The following is a 20,457-nucleotide window of genomic DNA, read 5'->3' as shown; positions in this document are numbered from 1 at the left end:
CAAGCGTCCTCTCGTCAGAACTGTTCAAATTCAGTGCACGGAATCGTGCGCCCTTGGACGAGATTGGTCAATAGTCGAACAGAACTGAGCATAGAAATGATTGAAGATGACGAGTAGTGTTCGTGTCGTGCTGGCAGAACGACGACATCAACTCATCCTGCGGGCCCTGCGCTCCGGTGGCCCCGCGGCAGTGACCGATCTCTCCGAGGAGCTGGGTGTGAGCCCGGCCACGATCAGGCGCGACCTGGTCAAGCTGGAGGAGGACGGCCTGCTCACCCGCGTCCACGGCGGCGCCGTCGCGGACGACGGCGACCAGCCGTTCGCCGAGGTCGCCGAGGTGCGCGTGGCCGAGAAGGACGCCATAGCGGAGCACGCGGCCGCCCTGGTCCGCGACGGCCAGTCGGTGCTGCTCGACATCGGCACCACCGCCTACCGGCTCGCCAGGCAGCTGCACGGCCGCCGCCTCACGGTGATCACCAGCAACCTGGTGGTCTACGAGGAGCTAGCCGACGACGAGGGCATCGAACTGGTGCTGCTCGGCGGCATGCTGCGCCGCGAGTACCGCTCCCTGGTCGGGTTCCTCACCGAGGACAACCTGCGCCAGCTGCACGCCGACTGGGTCTTCCTGGGCACCAGCGGGGTCCGTCCGGGCGGCGAGGTGATGGACACGACGGTCGTCGAGGTGCCGGTCAAGCGGGCCATGATCAAGGCGGGCGACACGGTCGTCCTCCTCGCCGACCAGGCGAAGTTCCCGGGCACCGGGATGGCGAAGGTCTGCGGTCCCGAGGACCTGGACGTGGTGGTGACGAACGCGCCGGTCGACCCGGCGACCCGCTCCTCGCTGGAGGAGGCGGGCGTCGAGGTGGCCGTCGCAGGAAGGGTGAAGGCGTGAAGCTGACGATTCTGGGCGGCGGAGGATTCCGGGTACCGCTCGTGTACGGGGCGCTCCTGGGCGACCGGGCCGAGGGCCGGGTGACCCGCGTGGTCCTCCACGACCTCGACGCCGGGCGGCTCTCCGCGGTGACCCGGGTGCTCGCCGAACAGGCCGCCGCGGTGCCCGGCGCCCCCGAGGTGAGCGCCACCACCGACCTCGACGAGGCGCTCACCGGGGCCGACTTCGTCTTCTCGGCGATCCGGGTGGGCGGCCTCGAAGGCCGGGCCGACGACGAACGGGTCGCCCTCGCCGAGGGCGTCCTCGGCCAGGAGACGGTCGGCGCGGGCGGGATCGCCTACGGGCTGCGCACCGTGCCGGTCGCCGTCGACATCGCCCGCCGGGTGGCCCGGCTCGCGCCCGACGCCTGGGTGATCAACTTCACCAACCCCGCGGGCCTGGTCACCGAGGCCATGTCCCGTCACCTCGGCGACCGGGTCATCGGCATCTGCGACTCCCCGGTCGGCCTCGGCCGCCGGATCGCCCGGGTGCTCGGCGGCGACCCGAACGAGGCGTGGATCGACTACGTCGGCCTCAACCACCTCGGCTGGGTCCGCGGTCTGAAGATCGCCGGACGCGACGAACTGCCCCGGCTGCTCGCCGACCCCGACCTGCTCGGCTCCTTCGAGGAGGGCAAGCTGTTCGGCGCCGACTGGCTCCGCTCGCTGGGCGCGATCCCCAACGAGTACCTGCACTACTACTACTTCAACCGCGAGACCGTCCGCGCCTACCAGCAGGCCGAGAAGACCCGCGGCGCCTTCCTCCGCGACCAGCAGGCGCGCTTCTACCAGGAGCTGCGCGACCCGGACGCGGCCGCCCTGGCCGCCTGGGACCGCACCCGCGCCGAGCGCGAGGCGACCTACATGGCGGAGAACCGGGAGAGCGCGGGCGCCGGCGAACGCGACGCCGACGACCTCTCCGGCGGGTACGAGAAGGTCGCCCTCGCCCTGATGCGGGCCATCGCCCGCGACGAGCGCACCACCCTCATCCTCAACGTGCGCAACAACGGCACCCTCGCCGCCCTGGACGCGGACGCCGTCATCGAGGTGCCCTGCCTGGTCGACGCCAACGGCGCCCACCCGGTCACCGTCGCCCCGCTGCCGGACCACGCCACCGGGCTGGTCTGCGCGGTCAAGGGCGTCGAGCGCGAGGTGCTCGCCGCCGCCGAGAACGGCTCGCGGACCACCGCGGTGAAGGCGTTCGCGCTCCACCCGCTGGTCGACTCCGTGACCGTGGCCCGCCGCCTGGTCGAGGGCTACACGGCCGTCCATCCCGGCCTCGCCTACCTGAAGTAAGCTCCCGACGGAAAGCGCTTTCTCACTGATCTGATCTGAGTCGATCTGAGTCGATCTGAGTCGATCTGAGCCGATCTGATCTGAGTTGATCTGAGCTGAGCGCTCCCCGTCCCGCAAGCCGCCGACCTCTCCGCTTCCTCCCTGGAGATCTTCCATGCACGACGAACGCCGCCGGATCGAGGAGCGCGTGGCGCGCCTCCACAACCAGCGCATCAAGCCCGCGATCCACGCCGCCAGCGTCCCCTTCGAGGTCGAGGCGTGGCAGGCGCCGGGCGAGCCGGTCCCCTTCGAGGAGGCCGCCGCCGCGACCTACGCCCCCTTCGCCATGGACACCCCCTGGGGCCCGCCCTGGGGCACCACCTGGTTCCGGATGCGCGGCCAGGTGCCCGCCGCCTGGGCGGGCCGCCGCGTCGAGGCCGTCATCGACCTCGGCTTCGTCGGCGACTGGCCGGGCAACCAGGCCGAGGCCCTCGTCCACCTCACCGACGGCACCCCGCTCAAGGCCGTCAACCCGCTCAACCAGTACGTGCCGATCGCCGACCCGGCCACCGGCGGCGAGCGGATCGACTACCTCGTCGAGGCCGCCTCCAACCCGGACATCCTCGCCGACGACTTCGCCGGCCCGACCCCGCTCGGCGACGTCCGCACCGCGGGCGACAAGCCGCTCTACACCTTCAGGCGCGCCGACATCGCCGTCCTCGACGAGGAGGTCTTCCACCTCGACCTGGACATCCAGGTGCTGTACGAGCTGATGCTGGAGCTGGGCGAGCACGACCCGCGCCGCCACGAGATCACGCACGCCCTCGACCGCGCGATGGACCTCCTGGACCTGGACGACGTCTCCGGCTCGGCCGCCGCCGTCCGCGCGGCCCTCGCCCCGGCCCTGGCCAAGCCCGCGCACGCCAGCGCCCACGTCGTCTCCGGCGTCGGCCACGCGCACATCGACTCCGCCTGGCTCTGGCCGATCCGCGAGACCAAGCGCAAGACCTCCCGCACCTTCTCCAACGTCACCGCGCTGGCCGAGGAGTACGAGGAGTTCGTCTTCGCCTGCTCCCAGGCCCAGCAGTACGAGTGGGTCCGCGACAACTACCCCAAGGTCTGGACCCGCATCCAGGAGTCCGTGCGCAAGGGCCAGTGGGCGCCGGTCGGCGGCATGTGGGTGGAGGCCGACGGCAACCTGCCCGGCGGCGAGGCCGTCGCCCGCCAGTTCATCCACGGCAAGCGCTTCTTCATCGAGCACTTCGGCATCGAGACCAAGGGCGTCTGGCTGCCCGACTCCTTCGGCTACAACGCCGCCTACCCCCAACTCGCCAAGCTGGCGGGCAACGAGTGGTTCCTCACCCAGAAGATCTCCTGGAACCAGACCAACAAGTTCCCCCACCACACCTTCTGGTGGGAGGGCATCGACGGCACCCGCATCTTCACCCACTTCCCGCCCGTCGACACCTACAACGCCCGCTTCAGCGGCGAGGAGATGTCCCGCGCGGTCCGCAACTACCAGGAGAAGGGCGGCGGCACCCGCTCGCTGGCCCCCTTCGGCTGGGGCGACGGCGGCGGCGGCCCGACCCGCGAGATCATGGAACGCGCCCGCCGCCTCAAGGACCTGGAGGGCTCACCGAAGGTCGAGGTCGAGCACCCCGACGCGTTCTTCGCCAAGGCCCGTGCCGAGTACGAGGACGCCCCGGTCTGGGTCGGCGAGCTGTACCTGGAGCTGCACCGCGCCACCTACACCTCGCAGGCCCGCACCAAGCAGGGCAACCGGCGCAGCGAACACAAGCTGCGCGAGGCCGAGTTGTGGGCGACGACGGCCGCCCTGCACGCCCCCGGCTACCGGTACCCGCACGAGCGCCTCGACCGGCTCTGGAAGACGGTCCTGCTGCACCAGTTCCACGACATCCTGCCCGGCTCCTCGATCGCCTGGGTGCACCGCGAGGCCGAGGCCGAGTACGCCCGGGTCGCCGAGGAGCTGGAGACGCTGACGGTCGAGGCGGTGGCCGCGCTCGGCACCGGAGCCACCCGCGTCTTCAACACCAGCCCCCGCGACCGGGCCGAGGTGGTGCGCGCCCCCGGCGGCGAACTCGCCTACGTGGAGGTCCCGGCGGGCGGCAGCGCCCCGCTGGAGGACGCCCAGCCCGTCGAGCCGGTGACGGTCACCGGCCGCGTCCTCGACAACGGCATCGTCCGCGTCGAGGTCGCCGAGGACGGCACCCTCGCCTCCGTGCGCGACCTGCGCGCCGACCGCGAAGTCCTCGCGGGGCAGGGCAACCTGCTGCGGCTGCACACCGACCTGCCCAACTACTGGGACGCCTGGGACGTCGACAAGCACTACCGCAACCGGTACACCGACCTCCTCGACGCCGACTCCGTCACGGTCGCCGACAGCGACCCGCTGCTCGGCTCGATCCGGGTCACCCGCTCCTTCGGCGCCGGCTCGACCGTCGTGCAGACCATCACCGTCCGCGCGGGCAGCGCCCGCATCGACTTCGAGACGGACATCGACTGGCACGAGGCCGAGAAGTTCCTCAAGGCCGGGTTCCCCGTCGACCTGCGCGCCGCGCACACCTCCGCCGAGATCGCCTACGGCCACGTCCAGCGGCCCACCCACACCAACACCAGTTGGGAGGCGGCCCGGTTCGAGGTCTCCGGGCACCGCTGGGTGCACATCGCCGAACCCGGCTACGGCGTCGCCGTCCTCAACGACGCCACCTACGGCCACGACGTCTCCCGCACGGTCCGCGAGGACGGCGGCACCACCACCACGGTCCGGCTCAGCCTGGTGCGCGCCCCGCGCGTCCCCGACCCCGGCGCCGACCAGGGGCGGCACCGCTTCACCTACGCGCTGCTGCCCGGCGCGAGCATCGAGGACGCGGTCGCCGAGGGGTACGCCCTCAACCTCCCGCTGCGGGTGGCCGACGCGGCCGGTGCACCGGCCCCGGTGGTCTCCGTGGACGGCGACGGCATCACCGTCGAGGCCGTCAAGCTCGCCGACGACGGCTCGGGCGACGTCGTCGTCCGGCTCTACGAGGCGCACGGCGGCCGGGCCCGGGGTGTGCTGCGCACCGGATTCCCGCTGGCCGGGGCCGAGGTCACCGACCTGCTCGAACGCACCCTGGAGAGCGCGCGGACCGAGGACCGGGGCGTGGCCGTGGAGCTGCGGCCCTTCCAGATCCTCACCCTGCGGCTGCGCCGCGCGGCGCGGGACTGAGCCCGGGGCCGCGATTCCCATCAACAATTAAGAAAAGGGTAAGTCCCCAGGTCACGGCGGGTGTTCCGGCCGCCGTGACCTGGGGTGTTCGTCTCCGGGACACCTGGAGTTCGCCCGTCGCGCCTGAGATGCGCACGAACGGCGAGAGGAAGGTGTCACGGTGCGAGAAGCGCGCATGTCCGCGATCGGCAAGGGGCTCAGGCGCAGGGGGCGGCTGATGGCCCAGGCGGTGAGCCCGCCGCGCCGGAACCCGGACGCCGACCCCGGCTCGGGACCGGCCCCCGACCCCTCCTGGACGGCGCCGATCGCCCCGCGCCTGGTCCCCTCGCCGGTCTTCGTGCTCTCCTCGGTGCGCTCGGGCTCGACCCTGCTGCGGGTGCTGCTGAACAGCCACAGCCGGATCCGCGCCCCGCACGAGATGCACCTGCGCACCCTGCACGTGCGGCTCTCCCGCTCCTTCAGCGCCGACGCCATGAGGGAACTCGACCTCGACCGGGCGGAGTTGGAGCACCTGCTGTGGGACAGGGTGCTGCACCTGGAGCTGACCCGCAGCGGCAAGGACGTCATCGTCGACAAGACGCCGCCCAACACCCTCATCTGGCCGCGCCTGCACCGATGTTGGCCCGACGCGCGGTTCGTGCTGCTGCTGCGCCACCCCGGCGCGGTCGTCGCCTCGCTCACCGAGCGGCGCCAGGACCCCAACCCCGCGGCGGTCCGCGCCGAGGTCCTCGACTACGCGGAGCGCCTCGACGAGGCCAGGACCCACCTGAACCCCCATGTGATCACCTACGAGGACCTCACCGCCGACCCCGAGGGCGTCACCCGCGGCCTCTGCGACCGCCTCGGCGTCGACTGGGAGCCCGCCATGCTCGACTACGGCGCCCAGGACCACGGCACCTTCCGCCCGCAGCTCGGCGACTGGTCCGAGACCATCAGGTCGGGCCGCGTCCGCCCGGCCCGCACCGCCACACCGGGCGTGGAACTACCGCCCAGGCTGCGGGAGTTGGCGAAGGCGTGGGGGTATCCCGAGGAGGACACCCCCACGCCCTGATCCCCTGGGGGGTCTGGCCTAGCCGGTGAACCCGGCCGTGATCCGGGTGAACTGCCAGGTGTCCTGGCTGATCCCGGAGCAGTTGCTCACCACGCCTCCGCCGGGGCACGGCCGGTCACGGTTGACCGCCCAGTACGCGAGGCGCGCGATGTGGTGGCTGTTGGACCAGTCGCGGATGCTCGTCCAGATCGCCGCGGTGGTGTTCTCCTGCTGGTCGGAGAGGCCGTTCATGCCGGAGATGCCGAGGTGCGCGTAGGCCGTCGCGTCGTCCCACCCGAACGTCGACTTCAGCTTGGCCTTGAGGCCCTCCGCCGCGTTCACGGTGTTGCCGTACATGTCGGAGCCGCCGCCGAAGTCGAACGGCATGATCGTGAAGACGTCGATGTTGGCGCCCAGCGACTGCGCCTGCTCGATCAGCCGGTTGCCGTAGTAGGTCGGCCCGGTCGTCGAGGTGCCGAACGTGACGATCGTCCGCAGGCCGGGGTTGTTGGCCTTGACCGTCTTGAGCGCGGTGAGGATGCGCGCCTGCACGGCCTCGTTCTCGAACTCGTCGGTGTTCTCGATGTCCATGTCGATCGCCTTCAGCGCGTAGGCGTCGATCACCTTCTGGAGGGCCCCGGCGAGCGCGCTCGCGGAGGAGCAGTTGGCGCCGAGCTTGCTGCCCTGCCAGCCGCCGAACGACGGCACGATGTCGCCGCCCGCCGAGCGGATCTGGTTGATCGCGCTCTGGTCGACACCGCCGGTCAGCGGACGGCTGCCGTCCCAGGCCGGGTTGCAGCCGCCCGAGTCCAGCATGAACGCCATCGTGAACCACTTGACGCCGGTCGCGCTCATCACCGTCGCCGGGTTCGGCGGATCGCCCCAGCCCTCGTACAGGTAGGGGGCGGCCTGCTTGAAGCCGGTGGTGCCGCCGCTGCCCGCGTCCGTCGTGACGCTCACCGCGTTGGAGGCGCCCGAGGTGTTGCCCGCGGCGTCGCGCGCCCTGACCGTGAAGGTGTAGGCGGTGCTGGGGGAGAGCCCGCTGACCGTGGCGCTGGTCGCGGAGACGCTCAGCAGCCGCGAGGAGCCGCTGTAGACGTCGTACGCGGTGACGCCCACGTTGTCGGTGGAGGCGTTCCACTTGAGGGAGACGCTCGACGACGTCTTGCCGGTCGAGGTCAGACCCGACGGCGCGGTCGGCGCCTGGGTGTCACCGCCCCCGCCGCCGCCGGGACCGTCCAGGCTGATGTCGTCCGCGTAGTAGGTGCCCTGCGCGTACCAGCCGTGCACGTAGATCGTGGCGCTGGTCTGCGAGGCGCCGGTGGTGAAGGAGACGCTGAGCTGGCTGTAGGCCGACGGGGAGCTGGTCCACGTCGACGCGCCGCCGTCCACGCCGAGGTAGACGTAGGAGCCGCGCACCCAGCCGCTGAGGCTGTACGTGGTGTTCGGCTGCACCGCGACGGTCTGGCTGCACTGCGCGGTGTCGCTCGAACTCACCGCGCCCGCGAGCGCCTTGGAGCCGCCGTGCACGGGGGAGGAGACGATCGAACCGAGGTTGCCCGTGCAGCTCCATGGGGAGAGCGCCCCCGACTCGAAGCCGGGGTTGGTGAGGACGTTGGCCGCCTGGGCCGTGCCCGGGAGGGCGACGGCACCGCCGAGCGCGAGCGCCGCGGTGCCGAGGAACGCGAGGAGGCGGCGTCTGTGCCGCCGGAGTGTGTTGCGCACGCGATCTCCCTGGAGGAATGGGGGTGTTCGGGAGTGCACGGAAGGGTGCGGGGAGGAGCGGGAGGTGCGCAACCAAGTTGGTGTGGACCAATCCGCGTGTCAAGGAGAACGACGGAATTGGTCCATACCGGTGGACGGAACGGCGGGTGGGCGGAGGGCGGGGCGGGGTCAGAGGCGCAGCGCGCCCGCCGTCGGACCCGTCGCCTCGACGGCCGCCGCGGCCGACTGCTCCACGGCCACCGCGGGGACCGGCGGCAGCAGCGGCTCGGTGACCTCCTCGATCCGCTGCGGGCGCAGCGTCGGCGGGAGCAGCGGACGCGGGCCCGACACCACCGTGTAGTCCTGCCCGAGGAACGGCGGGACCATCGCGCCCGGGTCCTCGCCCAGCGCCAACTGCACAGCCGCCCAAGGGGCGTTGACCCCGCACAGGGAGAGCTGGTGCAGCCCGCCCGCCGGTCGGGTGTTGACGTCCATCAGCACCGGCCGGTCACCGAACATCCGGAACTGGATGTTGGACAGGTAGTGCAGCCCGAAGCCCTCGGCGATCCGGGTGGCCGGTTCCAGCCACCGCTCGTCCAGGGTGAACCCGCGCCGCCTGCCGTTCTTGGTGCGGCCCACGGCGAGCCGGACGCGGTTGTCGGGACCGGTGAGGCAGTCCACCGACACCTCCGGCTGCTCCAGCCGCGGCATGACCAGCCAGTCGACCTCCTCCGCGGCCGACTCCAGCGCCTCGACCACCAGGTCGAGCGGCACGTAGGGGCTCGGGAAGCCGTTGAGCTGGGTCATCGAGAAGGGGGACCGGGTGATCACCCGGAAGCCCACCCCGCCCGCGCCCGACGCCGGCTTGAAGCAGGCCTTCAGACCGTCCGCCTCCAGCGCCTCCACGGCCGCCACCAGCTCGGCCGCCGTCCGCACCCGCCACCACGGCGGCACCGGGGCGCCGATCGCCTGCACCGCCTCGTAGGCGATCACCTTGTCGTGGAAGACGGCCACGGCCTCCGGAGTCGGCGCCAGCAGCGCGGTGCCGGCCGCCGCGAACTCCGCACGGTGCGCCACGATCGCCGACTGGTGCAGCCGGGGCACGAAGACGTCGATGCCGCGCCGCGCGCACTGGTCGAGCGCGAACTCCGCGTAGGCGGCCGGGGAGAGGCCCTCCGGCTCCAGCTCCGCGGTGTCGGCGGCGGCCAGCACGGGGGAGTCGGCGTCGCCGTGCGTGGCGTGGATCTCGACCGCGCGATCGCTGGGATTTCGGCGTAGCTGCTCCATGAAGAACACGTTCTCCGCGTACGTGCGGTTGAGCCAGACGCGTACGCGAGAGACCATGCAGGCCGCCTTTCGGGTTCGCGGGCAGGGCGAAGCGGCCCGTGCCCGGGCAGAAGGAAGGGAGGGTCGCCGAAAACCCCCGTGCGAAGGGAGTCAGGGCGGTGGTGTTGGGGCGATCATACGGCTTCGCCGGGGTACCCCGTGCAACGCGCGTGTTACGGAATTCCGGCCATTGGCCGGACGCCACCGGACCCGGCCCCGACCCGGCCCCCGAGCCCCGTTCGCCACCGTCCCGGCGCCGCCCCTGAGCCCCGCCCGACCCTGTCCCCGCCCGGCCCCCGAGCCTCGCTCGCCACCGTCCCGGACCCGGCCGCGCACCGCCCCCTGACCCGTGTCCGGGTCCCGCCCGCTGCGGGTTCCGGCCCGTGCCCGAGGCGTGTCCGGCTCCTGTCCGTCCCGGGCCGGGACCCGCCCCGGACCTGCGCCCGCGCCTGTCACCGGCGGCTGCCCGGTCCCCGCCCGAGCCGTGCCCGCGCGCCGTCCGGAGGGCTCCGGATCGGGCCCGCCTTGTCCGGGAGCCCCTCGGTGTGTTCTCTTGGTCGACGTCCAGGGTGCGCGGACGCGCGAGCTCGCGCGGGAGGTGGCGGAAAGTGACGTCGAGGGCCGGTGGGGCCGGGCAGTTGCTCGCCATCAGCGATCTGCACATCGGCTACGCCGAGAACCGCGCGCTGGTCGAGCGGATGCGTCCCGGTTCGGACGACGACTGGCTCCTGGTCGCCGGTGACGTCTCCGAGACCACCGAGGACATCCGCTGGGTCCTGAAGACCCTCGCCGGACGCTTCCGGCAGGTCGTGTGGGTCCCGGGCAACCACGAGCTGTGGACCCACCCCAAGGACCCCGTGACGCTGCGCGGTGTCGCGCGCTACGAGCACCTCGTCGCCCTCTGCCGGGAGCTGGGCGTCCTCACCCCGGAGGACCCGTACCCGGTGTGGGAGGGCCCCGGCGGTCCCGTCGTCGTCGCGCCGCTGTTCCTGCTCTACGACTACTCGTTCCTGCCGCCCGGCCGCACCACCAAGGAACAGGGCCTGGAGTACGCGCACGGCACCGGCGTCGTCTGCAACGACGAGTACCTGCTGCACCCCGACCCCTACCCGAGCCGCGAGGCGTGGTGCCGGGCCCGGGTCGCCGAGACCGAGCGCAGGCTCGCCGAACTGCCCGAGGACCTGCCCACCGTCCTCGTCAACCACTACCCGCTGGACCGGCACCCCACGGACGTCCTGTGGTACCCCGAGTTCGCCATGTGGTGCGGGACCCGGCTGACCGCCGACTGGCACCGCAGGTTCCGGGTCGAGGCCATGGTCTACGGCCATCTGCACATCCCGCGGACCACCTTCCACGAGGGCGTCCGCTTCGAAGAGGTGTCCGTCGGATACCCCCGTGAGTGGCGCAAGCGGTCCGGGCCCCCCGGGCAGCTGCGCCGGATCCTGCCGAAGGAGGTCGGGACCGCGTGATCGAGGAACTGCTGCCGGGCGAGGTGGTGGCCGTGGAGGTGCACGGCGACGACGGCACCGAGCCCGCGCCGCTGTACCCCGAGGAGGCCGCGGTCGTCGCGCGGGCCGTCGAGAAGCGCCGCAGGGAGTTCGCCCTGGTGCGCTCCTGCGCCCGCCGGGCCATGGAGAAGCTCGGCGTGCCGCCGGTGCCGCTGCTGCCCGGCGAGCGCGGCGCCCCCGGCTGGCCGCCCGGCCTGGCGGGCAGCATGACCCACTGCGCGGGCTACTGCGCCGCCGCGCTGGTGCGCACCACCGACCTCGCCTCCGTCGGCATCGACGCCGAGCCGAACGGCCCGCTCCCCGACGGCGTCGAGGAGACCGTGGCACTGCCCGCGGAGGCGGCCCGGCTGCGCGCCCTCGCCGAGCGGGTCCCGGAGGTCCACTGGGACCGGCTGCTGTTCAGCGCGAAGGAGTCCGTCTACAAGGCGTGGTTCCCGCTGACCCGGCTCTGGCTCGACTTCTCCGAGGCCGACATCGAGATCGCCCTCGACCCGGGGGAGCGCACCCGCGGCACCTTCCGGGCCGAGCTGCTGGTCCCGGGACCGGTCCTCGCGGGTCACCGGATCGGCCACTTCGACGGCCGCTGGAGCGTGCGCCGGGGCATCGTGGCGACGGCGATCGCGGTCCCGCACCCGTAGCCGCGCCGCCCCGCGGTCAGGGGCCGGTGTGCCAGCTCCGCAGCAGGTGGAAGAAGCGCTCCTCGTTGCCCCTCAGGCCCGCCTCCGCCAGGGCCTGTTCCGCCTCGGCCAGCACCGCGGGCGGCACCACCGGCGGGCGGGCCGGGGCTCCGTCGAAGGCGGCCCTGACGGTGTGCAGCAGCCGCAGGTACGCCTGGACGGCGGCGCGCTCGCGGTCGGTCAGTACGGCGGTGTCGGTGTGCATCGGTCGGCTCTCCCCGTGGTCGGCGTCGTGGCTCGCGCGCCCGCCGCCCGGAACCTGTCCGACCGGCCCCGCCCGCCCGACCGGCGGGCCCGCGACAGGGCGCACTCCCAGCTTGCCGCCCGGCACTGACAATCGGTCACCTCGGCAGCCCGGTTCGCCCGCTTAGCGGAGGTGAAACCGCCGCGGCATCCTCCACCCGAGGGGGCCGCGCCGGGCCCGGGTCCGGTGGCGGGGGAGGGGCCGGAGAGCGGACGGCCGCCGCCGTCCCGGACGCCGTGGCCGCCCCGGGTGCGGGGTCGGCGCGGCCGTCCGCCGTGGCGGTCAGCCCTGCGGGCCGAGGTAGCCGAGGGACGCCTCGATGCGGCCCGCCAGATGGTCGCGCTGGACCGGGCCGCGCAGCGACGAACCCGCCAGCCAGGCACGGCACTTGCTGGCCAGCAGCAGCCCGAAGGTCTCGGCCTCGCGCTCGTCGGCCAGGTCGAAGCGGCTGCGCGCGGCGACCCGCCGCACGGTGTCGCGCAGGGCGCCGTCGTCGATGCCGTCACCGGCGGCCAGGAGCAGGCGGGCCGCGACCCGCGCGCCCTCCACGTCGTGGCCGCTGTGCCCGGCGCTCATGTGCCACAGCTCGTGCCCGAGGATCACCAACTGGTGGTCGGGCGCGGTGCGTTCCTCGATGACGACGAGGTCGCGGTCGGCCATGTCGAGCCAGAGCCCGCTCGCCGTGCCGGGCGGGAACGCGGACATCCGGAACTGCACGGGGCGTCCGCGCCGTCTGCTCATCGCCGCGCACAGGGCGCCGTACAGCTCCGCCGGCGGGGCGGGGCCGGGAGGGTCAGTTCCGCGACCAGTCCGCCGCACAGACGGCGCATGTCCTTGCCGATGCCCACAGTTCTCCCCCGCATCACGACTCGGGCCGTTTGACGCTCTCCAGGAGCATGTCCAGCCATTCGGCGACCTTGTCGCGGTGCTGGTCGGTGGGGAGTTGGGCGGCCCGCCAGGCGATGCCGCGCACCCCGTGGTCCTGGAGCAGCCGCTCCAGCGGGTCGTCGAGGGCGGCCGCCGCCTCCCGCTCGGCGAGCTTCTGCAGCAGCTCCTGCTCGGTCGACTGGAGGGCGCCGGAGAGCGCCTCCGGGTCCTCCGCGGTGAGGAACCCGGCGTGCACCCGGAAGAAGCGCTGGAGGGCGTCGCAGTGCTCCATGGTGGGCCGCCGGTCGCCGTTGATCAGCGCTCCGGCCTGCTGGCGCGACATGCCCGCGCCGTCGGCGATCTCCTGCTGGGTGTACTTGCGTCCGTTGGGCTTGAGCCGGGTGCGGCGCAGCAGGCCGAGCCGCTGCAGGAACCGTGCCTGGACGTCGGGTTCGCCCGCGGGGCGCCCGCCGAGCAGGTCCTTGACGACGGGTTCGGGGACACCGGAGGCGGCGGAGAGACGGCCGGTGTGGAAGACCTCCGCGTGCGGGACGCCGAGCCGGTCGGCGAGCGCGGAGACGCGAGCGACGACGGCCGGCAGGGCGGCGGTCGCCGTGGTGCCCGGACCCTCGAAGCCATCCGTCACCGACAGATCTCCTACTTTTCTCACAGGCCTCTCACGAGCCTTTGCCGTGAACCTGACGGACACTACCTGTTGGTAGGAACCCTCATCCAGGTCTCGCCACAATTGTGGCCCATTTCAGCCGTGAACCGGCATGGAATGCCACGATAGTTGACATGACTTGCGTCGGGGCCGCAGGATCAGGGCGCCGCGTGAAGGCCGCATAGGCAAGAGGGGTGACCTCCCGATGGCGTACCAGGCAGGAGGGCGGCGGCGGGCACCGCGGCCCGTCCCCGAGAGTCTTGAGGCCCAGGCGTACCTGCAGGACTACGCGTCCCTGCTGGAGGCCGTCCCCTTCCCGTCCGTGGTGCTCGACCACCGGTGGGACGTCGTCCTGTCCAACAGCGCTTTCGCGTCACTTTTCCGCGAGGTGGGGCCGCACCCGACCGCGATGCCTGCCGACAACCTGCTCCGTTTCGTCCTGTTCCACCCGGACGCGGGCACGGTCCTCGGGCAGCACGAGTCGAGCTGGTTCCTGCCGACGCTCGCGCACTTCGCGTCGGCCGTCGAGCGGTACGCCCACGACCACGTCCTCCAGGCGGTGCGCCGGGACATCGCCCAGGACCCGATCATGGAAGCCGCCTACCGGCAGGGGCTGCCGCACTGGATCCGCGCGGTCGGCGAACGGGCGGTCGCCCACGACGGCGCCGTCCGCCCGGTGCTGCACCCCGATCCGCGCTGGGGCGCCACCGACTGCCGTCTGGTGGACGAGACCCCGCGCACGCTCGGTGAGCTGGGGTACACGCGGCTGACGCTGGTGCTGCGCGAGTCCCGCCGTCCGCGTCCGCGGGCGGCCCGGCATCCGGCCGGTCATCTGCGGGTGGTCCCCGCCCCCGAGTCCTGACGGGCACCGTCGGCGTTCAGGTCGCCGACGGCGCCTTGTCAGTACCGTTCCCGGCCCCCGGCCGACCGGCCGGCGCCCCCGGCCGGTCGGCGTTTTCCGGCCGTCCTCGACGCAAGCCGTTTGCGCTCCTTGCGCTATTCTTGCGCTCATGACGCGACGACTTGCCGAGGTAGCGAAGAAGGTCGGGGTCTCCGAGGCCACCGTCAGCCGGGTGCTCAACGGCAAGCCCGGGGTCTCCGACGCCACCCGGCAGTCCGTGCTGAGCGCGCTGGACGTGCTCGGCTACGAGCGCCCCACCCAGCTGCGCGGCGAACGCGCCCGGCTGGTCGGCCTGGTCCTGCCCGAGCTGCAGAACCCGATCTTCCCCGCGTTCGCCGACGTCATCGGCGGCGCCCTCGCCCAGCTCGGCCTGACCCCGGTGCTCTGCACCCAGACCAAGGGCGGGATCTCGGAGGCCGACTACGTGGCGCTCCTGCTCCAGCAGCAGGTCTCCGGCGTCATCTTCGCGGGCGGCCTCTTCGCCCAGGCCGACGCGCCGCACGACCACTACCGCAGGCTCGCCGAGCGGAACATCCCGGTGGTGCTGGTCAACGCGGCCATCGCCGACCTCGGCTTCCCCGCCGTCTCCTGCGACGACGCGGTCGCGGTGGAGCAGGCGTGGCGGCACCTCGCGTCGCTCGGCCACGAGCGGATCGGCCTGGTGCTCGGCCCCGCCGACCACGTCCCCTCGGCGCGCAAGCTGGCCGCCGCGCGGGCCGTCGCCGGGGAGGTGCCCGACGCCTTCGTGGTGCGGGCGATGTTCTCCATCGAGGGCGGCCACGCGGCCGCCGCCAAGCTCATCGACCGCGGTGTCACCGGCCTCATCTGCGCCAGCGACCCCCTTGCCCTCGGCGCGGTGCGCGCCGCCCGCCGCAAGGGCCTCGACGTGCCGTCGCAGATCTCCGTCGTCGGCTACGACGACTCGGCGCTGATGAACTGCACCGAGCCCCCGCTGACCACCGTCAGGCAGCCCATCGAGTCGATGGGCAAGGCCGCCGTGGAGCTGCTGAACGCGCAGATCGCGGGCAGTGCGGTCGCCGCCGACGAACTCCTCTTCGAACCCGAGCTGGTGGTCCGCGGATCGACCGCGCAAGTACCTCGTTAGCGAGATCCACTCTTCTGTCAAACAATTACAGATTCTGCGCGACATCTTGCGAAGTGATGTCGTCGGTGCTTGAGTGTGCGGCGCCCACCGCTCCTGCCCAGAGGGGTCCACCGATGAGACACACCGGGATCCGCCGTACCGTCGTCGCGCTCAGCGTCTGCTCGCTCGCCCTCACCGCCGCAGGCTGCGGCTCGGGGGACGACGCGGCGAGCGGCAAGACCCGCATCACGGTCAACTGCATGCCGCCCAAGAGCGCCAAGGTCGACCGGACGTTCTTCGAGGAGGACATCGCCTCCTTCGAGAAGCAGAATCCGGACATCGACGTCGTCGCCCACGACGCGTTCCCCTGCCAGGACCCCAAGACGTTCGACGCCAAACTGGCGGGCGGCCAGATGGAGGACGTCTTCTACACGTACTTCACCGACGCCAAGCACGTCGTCGACATCAACCAGGCCGCCGATCTCACCTCCTACGTCAAGGAGTTGAAGAGTTACGGCACCCTCCAGCAGCAACTGCGGGACATCTACACCGTCGACGGCAAGATCTACGGCGTCCCGCGCACCGGCTACTCGATGGGCCTGATCTACAACCGCGCGCTCTTCCAGAAGGCCGGGCTCGACCCCGACCGGCCGCCCGCCACCTGGGACGAGGTGCGCGCCGACGCCAAGAAGATCGCCGCGCTCGGCGGCGGCACCGTCGGCTACGCCGACTACAGCGCCCAGAACCAGGGCGGTTGGCACTTCACCGCCGAGATGTACTCCCAGGGCGGTGACGTGGTCAGCGCCGACGGCAAGAAGGCGACCATCGACACCCCCGAGGGGAAGGCCGTCCTGCAGAACCTGCACGACATGCGCTGGAACGACGACTCGATGGGCAGCAAGCAGCTCCTCGTCATCAACGACGTCCAGCAGATGATGGGTTCGGGCAAGCTCGGCATGTACCTCTCCGCGCCGGACAACATCCCGATCCTGGTCAAGGAGAAGGGCGGCAACTACAAGGACCTGGCGCTCGCCCCGATGCCCGGCGGCAAGGGCACCCTCATCGGCGGCGACGGCTACATGTTCAACAAGCACGACACGCCCGCCCAGATCAGGGCCGGACTGAAGTGGCTCGACCACATGTTCCTCAGCCCCGGCAAGGGCTTCCTCGGCGACTACGCCCGCGCCAAGGGCGCCGACGCGCCCGTCGGACTCCCCGAGCCGCGCCTGTTCACCGGCGCCGCCGACGCCAGGGACCAGCAGGTCAAGAAGGCCAACGCGAACGTCCCCGTGGAGAACTACCAGTCCTTCCTCGACGGCAACCAGGGCCTCCAGATGAAGATCGAGCCGCCCGACGCCCAGCAGATCTACTCCGTCCTCGACGGCGCCGTCTCCGCCGTCCTCACCAAGAAGGACGCGGACATCGACCGGCTCCTCAAGGACGCGTCCGGCAAGATCGACGGCATTCTGGCCCGGAGCTGACCCGGCATGACGAAGACCACCGAAGCGCGGCGGCCCGTCGAGGCGGTCGCCGTGCGCCCGGTGCAGGCGCCGCCGCCGACGGGGGACAGGTGGCGGCGCCGCCTCGCCGAACAGGCCCGCGCCTACGCCTTCCTCGTCGGCGGACTGATCTGCTTCGCGCTGTTCTCCTGGTACCCGGCGATCCGCGCCGTCGTGATCGCCTTCCAGAAGTACACGCCCGGCTCGTCCCCCGAGTGGGTCGGCACCGCCAACTTCACCCGCGTCTGGCACGACCCCGAGTTCACCGCGGCCTGGCGCAACACCCTCACCTTCACGGTGCTCGCCCTGCTCCTCGGCTTCGCCGTCCCGTTCGTGATGGCCCTGGTGCTCAACGAACTCCGGCACGCCAAGGCCTTCTTCCGCGTGGTCGTCTACCTGCCGGTGATGATCCCGCCGGTGGTGAGCGCCCTGCTGTGGAAGTGGTTCTACGACCCGGGGGCGGGCCTGGCCAACGAGGCGCTGCGGTTCCTGCACCTGCCCACCTCGAACTGGTCCAACGGCGCCGACACCGCCCTGCTCTCCCTGGTGATCGTGGCGACCTGGGCCAACATGGGCGGCACCGTGCTGATCTACCTGGCCGCCCTCCAGTCGATCCCGGGCGAGCTGTACGAGGCGGCCGAACTGGACGGCGCGAGCCTGCTCCAGCGGGTGCGCCATGTGACCGTCCCGCAGACCAGGTTCGTCATCCTGATGCTGATGCTCCTTCAGATCATCGCCACCATGCAGGTGTTCACCGAGCCCTTCGTCATCACCGGCGGCGGACCCGAGAACGCCACGGTCACCGTGCTCTACCTGATCTACAAGTACGCCTTCCTCTACAACGACTTCGGCGGCGCCTGCGCGCTCAGCGTGATGCTGCTCGTGCTGCTCGGCGCCTTCGCCGCCCTCTACCTGCGGCTCACCCGGTCCGGGGAGGACGTATGAGCACCCGTACCCTCGTCTCCCCGGCGACGCTGGCCCGCCCGCGCGGACGGGCCGTCTACTGGACGGTGTTCACCGGCGTCGTCGTCCTCTTCGCGCTCGCCTTCCTCTTCCCCGTCTACTGGATGGTCTCCGGCGCGATGAAGTCGCCGGACGAGATCGCGCGGACCCCGCCCACCCTCGTCCCGCACGACTGGCACCCCGGCGGCTACACCGACGCCTGGGACCTGATGCAGCTCCCCGAGCACCTCTGGAACACGGTCGTCCAGGCCGCCGGTGCCTGGCTGTTCCAACTGGTGCTCTGCACGGCCGCCGCCTACGCCCTGTCCAAGCTGCGGCCCGCGTTCGGCAAGGTGCTGCTCGGCGGCATCCTCGCCACCCTGATGGTCCCGGCGCAGGCCCTCGTCGTCCCCAAGTACCTGACCGTCGCGGACCTCCCGCTGATCCATGTCAGCCTGCTCAACGACCCGCTCGCCATCTGGCTGCCGGCCGTCGCGAACGCCTTCAACCTGTACCTCCTCAAGCGGTTCTTCGACCAGATCCCGCGCGACGTGCTGGAGGCCGCCGAGATCGACGGCGCCGGAACGCTGCGCGTCCTGTGGTCGATCGTGCTGCCGATGTCACGGCCGGTGCTCGGGGTCGTCTCGATCTTCGCGCTGGTCGCCGTCTGGCAGGACTTCCTGTGGCCGCTGATGGTCTTCTCCGACACCGACAGGCAGCCGATCAGCGTGGCCCTGGTGCAGCTCTCGCAGAACATCCAACTGACCGTGCTGATCGCCGCGATGGTCATCGCCAGCATCCCGATGGTCGTGATGTTCCTGGTCTTCCAGCGGCACATCATCGCCGGGATCAGCGCGGGCAGCACCAAGGGCTGACGCCCTCCTGACGAACAGAAAGGCAGGCACCGTGGGACAGCCCACCCATGCCCAGCCGGAGTGGTGGCGCTCCGCCGTCATCTACCAGGTCTACGTCCGCAGCTTCGCCGACGGCGACGGCGACGGCACCGGCGACCTCGCAGGCGTCCGGGCGCGACTGCCCTACCTCGCCGAACTCGGCGTGGACGCCCTGTGGTTCAACCCCTGGTACCTGTCCCCGCTGAAGGACGGCGGCTACGACGTCGCCGACTACCGGACCATCGACCCGGCGTTCGGCACCCTCGCCGAGGCGGAGAAGCTGATCGCGGAGGCCCGCGAGCTGTCCATCCGCACCATCGTCGACATCGTCCCCAACCACGTCTCCGACCAGCACCCCTGGTTCCGGGCGGCGCTGGCGGCCGGACCCGGCAGCCCCGAGCGGGAGCTGTTCCACTTCAGGGCCGGGCGCGGCGAGAACGGCGAACTCCCGCCCAACGACTGGCCGTCGCAGTTCGTCGGCTCCACCGAGCCGGTCTGGACCCGCCTGCCCGACGGCGACTGGTACCTCCACCTCTTCACCCCCGAACAGCCCGACCTCAACTGGGCCCACCCGGCCGTCCGCCAGGAGCACGAGGACATCCTGCGGTTCTGGTTCGAGCGCGGGGTCGCGGGCGTCCGCATCGACTCCGCCGCGCTGCTCGCCAAGGACCCCGCACTCCCCGACTTCGTCGAGGGCCGCGACCCCAACCCCTTCGTCGACCGCGACGACCTCCACGACATCTACCGCTCCTGGCGCGCGGTCGCCGACGAGTACGGCGGTGTCTTCGTCGGCGAGGTCTGGCTGCCCGACACCGAGCGGTTCGCCCGCTACCTGCGCCCCGACGAACTCCACACCGCCTTCAACTTCGCCTTCCTGTCCTGCCCCTGGGACGCCGACCGGCTCCGCGCCTCGATCGACACCACGCTCGCCGAGCACGCCCCGGTGGGCGCCCCGGCCACCTGGGTGCTCTGCAACCACGACGTGACCCGCACGGTGACCCGCTACGGCCGCGCCGACACCGGATTCGACTTCGCCGCCAAGGCGTTCGGCACCCCGACCGACCTGGCCCTCGGCACCCGCAGGGCGCGCGCCGCCGCACTGCTGTCGCTGGCCCTGCCGGGGGCCGTCTACGTCTACCAGGGCGAGGAACTCGGCCTGCCCGAGGCGGACATCCCGCTCGACCGCATCGAGGACCCGATGCACTTCCGCTCCGGTGGCGCCGACCCGGGCCGCGACGGCTGCCGGGTGCCGCTGCCCTGGAGCGCCGGGGCCCCGCACGCGGGGTTCGGCGCGGACCGTGAACCGTGGCTGCCGCAGCCCGCGGGCTGGGCCGGGTACGCGGCGGACCGGCAGGCCGCCGACCCCGGTTCCATGCTCGCGCTCTACCGCGAGGCGATCCGGCTGCGGCCCGCCCTCGGCGACGGCCCGCTCGACTGGCTCCCGGCGCCCGACGGGGTCCTCGCCTTCCGCCGCGCGGACGGCGGCGTCTGCGCCGTCAACCTGACGGACACCCCCGCCGAGCTGCCCACCCACTCCGCGCTCCTGCTCTCCAGCGCCCCCTTGGACGGGGACGGGCGGCTGCCGAAGGACACCGCGGTCTGGCTGCGTCCCTGACCCCGCGGCCGGACCGCGGTCACCGCCCCGCCGCCCCCCCCTTTCTCTCCCGCTATCCCCGCACCCCCACCA

Annotated in this window: 16 protein-coding genes and 1 pseudogene; 12 read left to right on the top strand and 5 right to left on the bottom strand. The window is 72.0% G+C overall.

All coding sequences use genetic code 11. The features are described 5' to 3' along the window. The first annotated feature begins 127 nt into the window (after nt 1–127). From GA0115242_RS29695 to GA0115242_RS29680, 4 genes are all read left to right on the top strand, one after another. On the top strand, nt 128–892 hold the full coding sequence (locus GA0115242_RS29695; RefSeq protein WP_093833902.1) for a DeoR/GlpR family DNA-binding transcription regulator: 765 nt from the start codon (nt 128–130) through the stop codon (nt 890–892). Beyond that, nucleotides 889–2,226: a 6-phospho-beta-glucosidase gene (locus GA0115242_RS29690; RefSeq protein WP_093833900.1), complete on the top strand. Its 1,338-nt coding sequence runs from the start codon at nt 889–891 to the stop codon at nt 2,224–2,226. Before GA0115242_RS29695 ends, GA0115242_RS29690 begins: the two co-directional genes overlap by 4 nt. A gap of 154 nt (nt 2,227–2,380) precedes the next feature. After that, on the top strand, nt 2,381–5,431 hold the full coding sequence (locus GA0115242_RS29685) for an alpha-mannosidase (RefSeq protein ID WP_093833898.1): 3,051 nt from the start codon (nt 2,381–2,383) through the stop codon (nt 5,429–5,431). A 175-nt stretch (nt 5,432–5,606) separates the two neighbouring features. Further along, the gene (locus GA0115242_RS29680) at nt 5,607–6,482 is read left to right on the top strand and encodes a sulfotransferase family protein (protein WP_093833896.1); all 876 of its coding nucleotides are present in this window, start codon (nt 5,607–5,609) and stop codon (nt 6,480–6,482) included. Between the two features lie 18 nt (nt 6,483–6,500). Here GA0115242_RS29680 and GA0115242_RS29675 read toward each other — a convergent pair whose 3' ends face one another. Both GA0115242_RS29675 and GA0115242_RS29670 read right to left on the bottom strand, forming a co-directional pair. Then, nucleotides 6,501–8,186 carry a carbohydrate binding domain-containing protein gene (locus GA0115242_RS29675; protein ID WP_093833894.1) on the bottom strand — a complete coding sequence of 562 codons (1,686 nt, stop codon included), beginning with the start codon at nt 8,184–8,186 and terminating at the stop codon, nt 6,501–6,503. Nucleotides 8,187–8,354: 168 nt separating this feature from the next. Further along, on the bottom strand, nt 8,355–9,509 hold the full coding sequence (locus GA0115242_RS29670) for an ATP-grasp domain-containing protein (RefSeq protein WP_093833892.1): 1,155 nt from the start codon (nt 9,507–9,509) through the stop codon (nt 8,355–8,357). Nucleotides 9,510–10,099: 590 nt separating this feature from the next. Here GA0115242_RS29670 and GA0115242_RS29665 point away from each other — a divergent pair. Further along, nucleotides 10,100–10,960 (top strand): metallophosphoesterase family protein, encoded by an 861-nt coding sequence (locus tag GA0115242_RS29665; protein ID WP_093833890.1) that lies wholly within the window; start codon nt 10,100–10,102, stop codon nt 10,958–10,960. After that, nucleotides 10,957–11,637, top strand: coding sequence for a 4'-phosphopantetheinyl transferase family protein (locus tag GA0115242_RS29660; protein ID WP_093833888.1), 681 nt, complete (start codon nt 10,957–10,959; stop codon nt 11,635–11,637). The genes GA0115242_RS29665 and GA0115242_RS29660 overlap by 4 nt, the downstream gene beginning before the upstream one ends. 16 nt (nt 11,638–11,653) lie before the next feature. On the opposite strand, the gene GA0115242_RS29655 is transcribed toward GA0115242_RS29660, so the two are convergent. The 3 genes and pseudogenes from GA0115242_RS29655 to GA0115242_RS29645 form a co-directional block, all read right to left on the bottom strand. Then, the gene (locus tag GA0115242_RS29655) at nt 11,654–11,881 is read right to left on the bottom strand and encodes a hypothetical protein (RefSeq protein ID WP_093833887.1); all 228 of its coding nucleotides are present in this window, start codon (nt 11,879–11,881) and stop codon (nt 11,654–11,656) included. 321 nt (nt 11,882–12,202) lie between these two features. Next, nucleotides 12,203–12,750, bottom strand: a pseudogene (locus GA0115242_RS29650) (toxin-antitoxin system, toxin component). Nucleotides 12,751–12,782: 32 nt separating this feature from the next. Then, nucleotides 12,783–13,433: a helix-turn-helix domain-containing protein gene (locus GA0115242_RS29645; RefSeq protein ID WP_093833885.1), complete on the bottom strand. Its 651-nt coding sequence runs from the start codon at nt 13,431–13,433 to the stop codon at nt 12,783–12,785. 223 nt (nt 13,434–13,656) lie between these two features. Here GA0115242_RS29645 and GA0115242_RS29640 point away from each other — a divergent pair, with 223 nt between their 5' ends. The 6 genes from GA0115242_RS29640 (at nt 13,657) to GA0115242_RS29615 (ending at nt 20,385) form a co-directional block, all read left to right on the top strand. After that, nucleotides 13,657–14,313: an MmyB family transcriptional regulator gene (locus GA0115242_RS29640; RefSeq protein ID WP_161353357.1), complete on the top strand. Its 657-nt coding sequence runs from the start codon at nt 13,657–13,659 to the stop codon at nt 14,311–14,313. Between the two features lie 148 nt (nt 14,314–14,461). After that, complete coding sequence (locus tag GA0115242_RS29635; protein ID WP_093833882.1) at nt 14,462–15,457, top strand: LacI family DNA-binding transcriptional regulator; 996 nt, start codon at nt 14,462–14,464, stop codon at nt 15,455–15,457. A 113-nt stretch (nt 15,458–15,570) separates the two neighbouring features. Continuing rightward, nucleotides 15,571–16,917 carry an ABC transporter substrate-binding protein gene (locus tag GA0115242_RS29630; RefSeq protein ID WP_093833880.1) on the top strand — a complete coding sequence of 449 codons (1,347 nt, stop codon included), beginning with the start codon at nt 15,571–15,573 and terminating at the stop codon, nt 16,915–16,917. A 6-nt stretch (nt 16,918–16,923) separates the two neighbouring features. Next, complete coding sequence (locus GA0115242_RS29625; protein ID WP_093833878.1) at nt 16,924–17,880, top strand: carbohydrate ABC transporter permease; 957 nt, start codon at nt 16,924–16,926, stop codon at nt 17,878–17,880. Further along, nucleotides 17,877–18,752 (top strand): carbohydrate ABC transporter permease, encoded by an 876-nt coding sequence (locus GA0115242_RS29620; RefSeq protein WP_093833876.1) that lies wholly within the window; start codon nt 17,877–17,879, stop codon nt 18,750–18,752. The genes GA0115242_RS29625 and GA0115242_RS29620 overlap by 4 nt, the downstream gene beginning before the upstream one ends. A gap of 31 nt (nt 18,753–18,783) precedes the next feature. Beyond that, nucleotides 18,784–20,385, top strand: coding sequence for a glycoside hydrolase family 13 protein (locus GA0115242_RS29615; RefSeq protein WP_093833874.1), 1,602 nt, complete (start codon nt 18,784–18,786; stop codon nt 20,383–20,385). Nucleotides 20,386–20,457: the final 72 nt, after the last annotated feature.

The organism is Streptomyces sp. SolWspMP-5a-2, from assembly GCF_900091845.1.
Taxonomy (GTDB): domain Bacteria; phylum Actinomycetota; class Actinomycetes; order Streptomycetales; family Streptomycetaceae; genus Streptomyces; species Streptomyces doudnae.
Note: the sequence above shows the minus strand (reverse complement) of the source record. Positions and strands in the feature narration are given on the sequence as shown.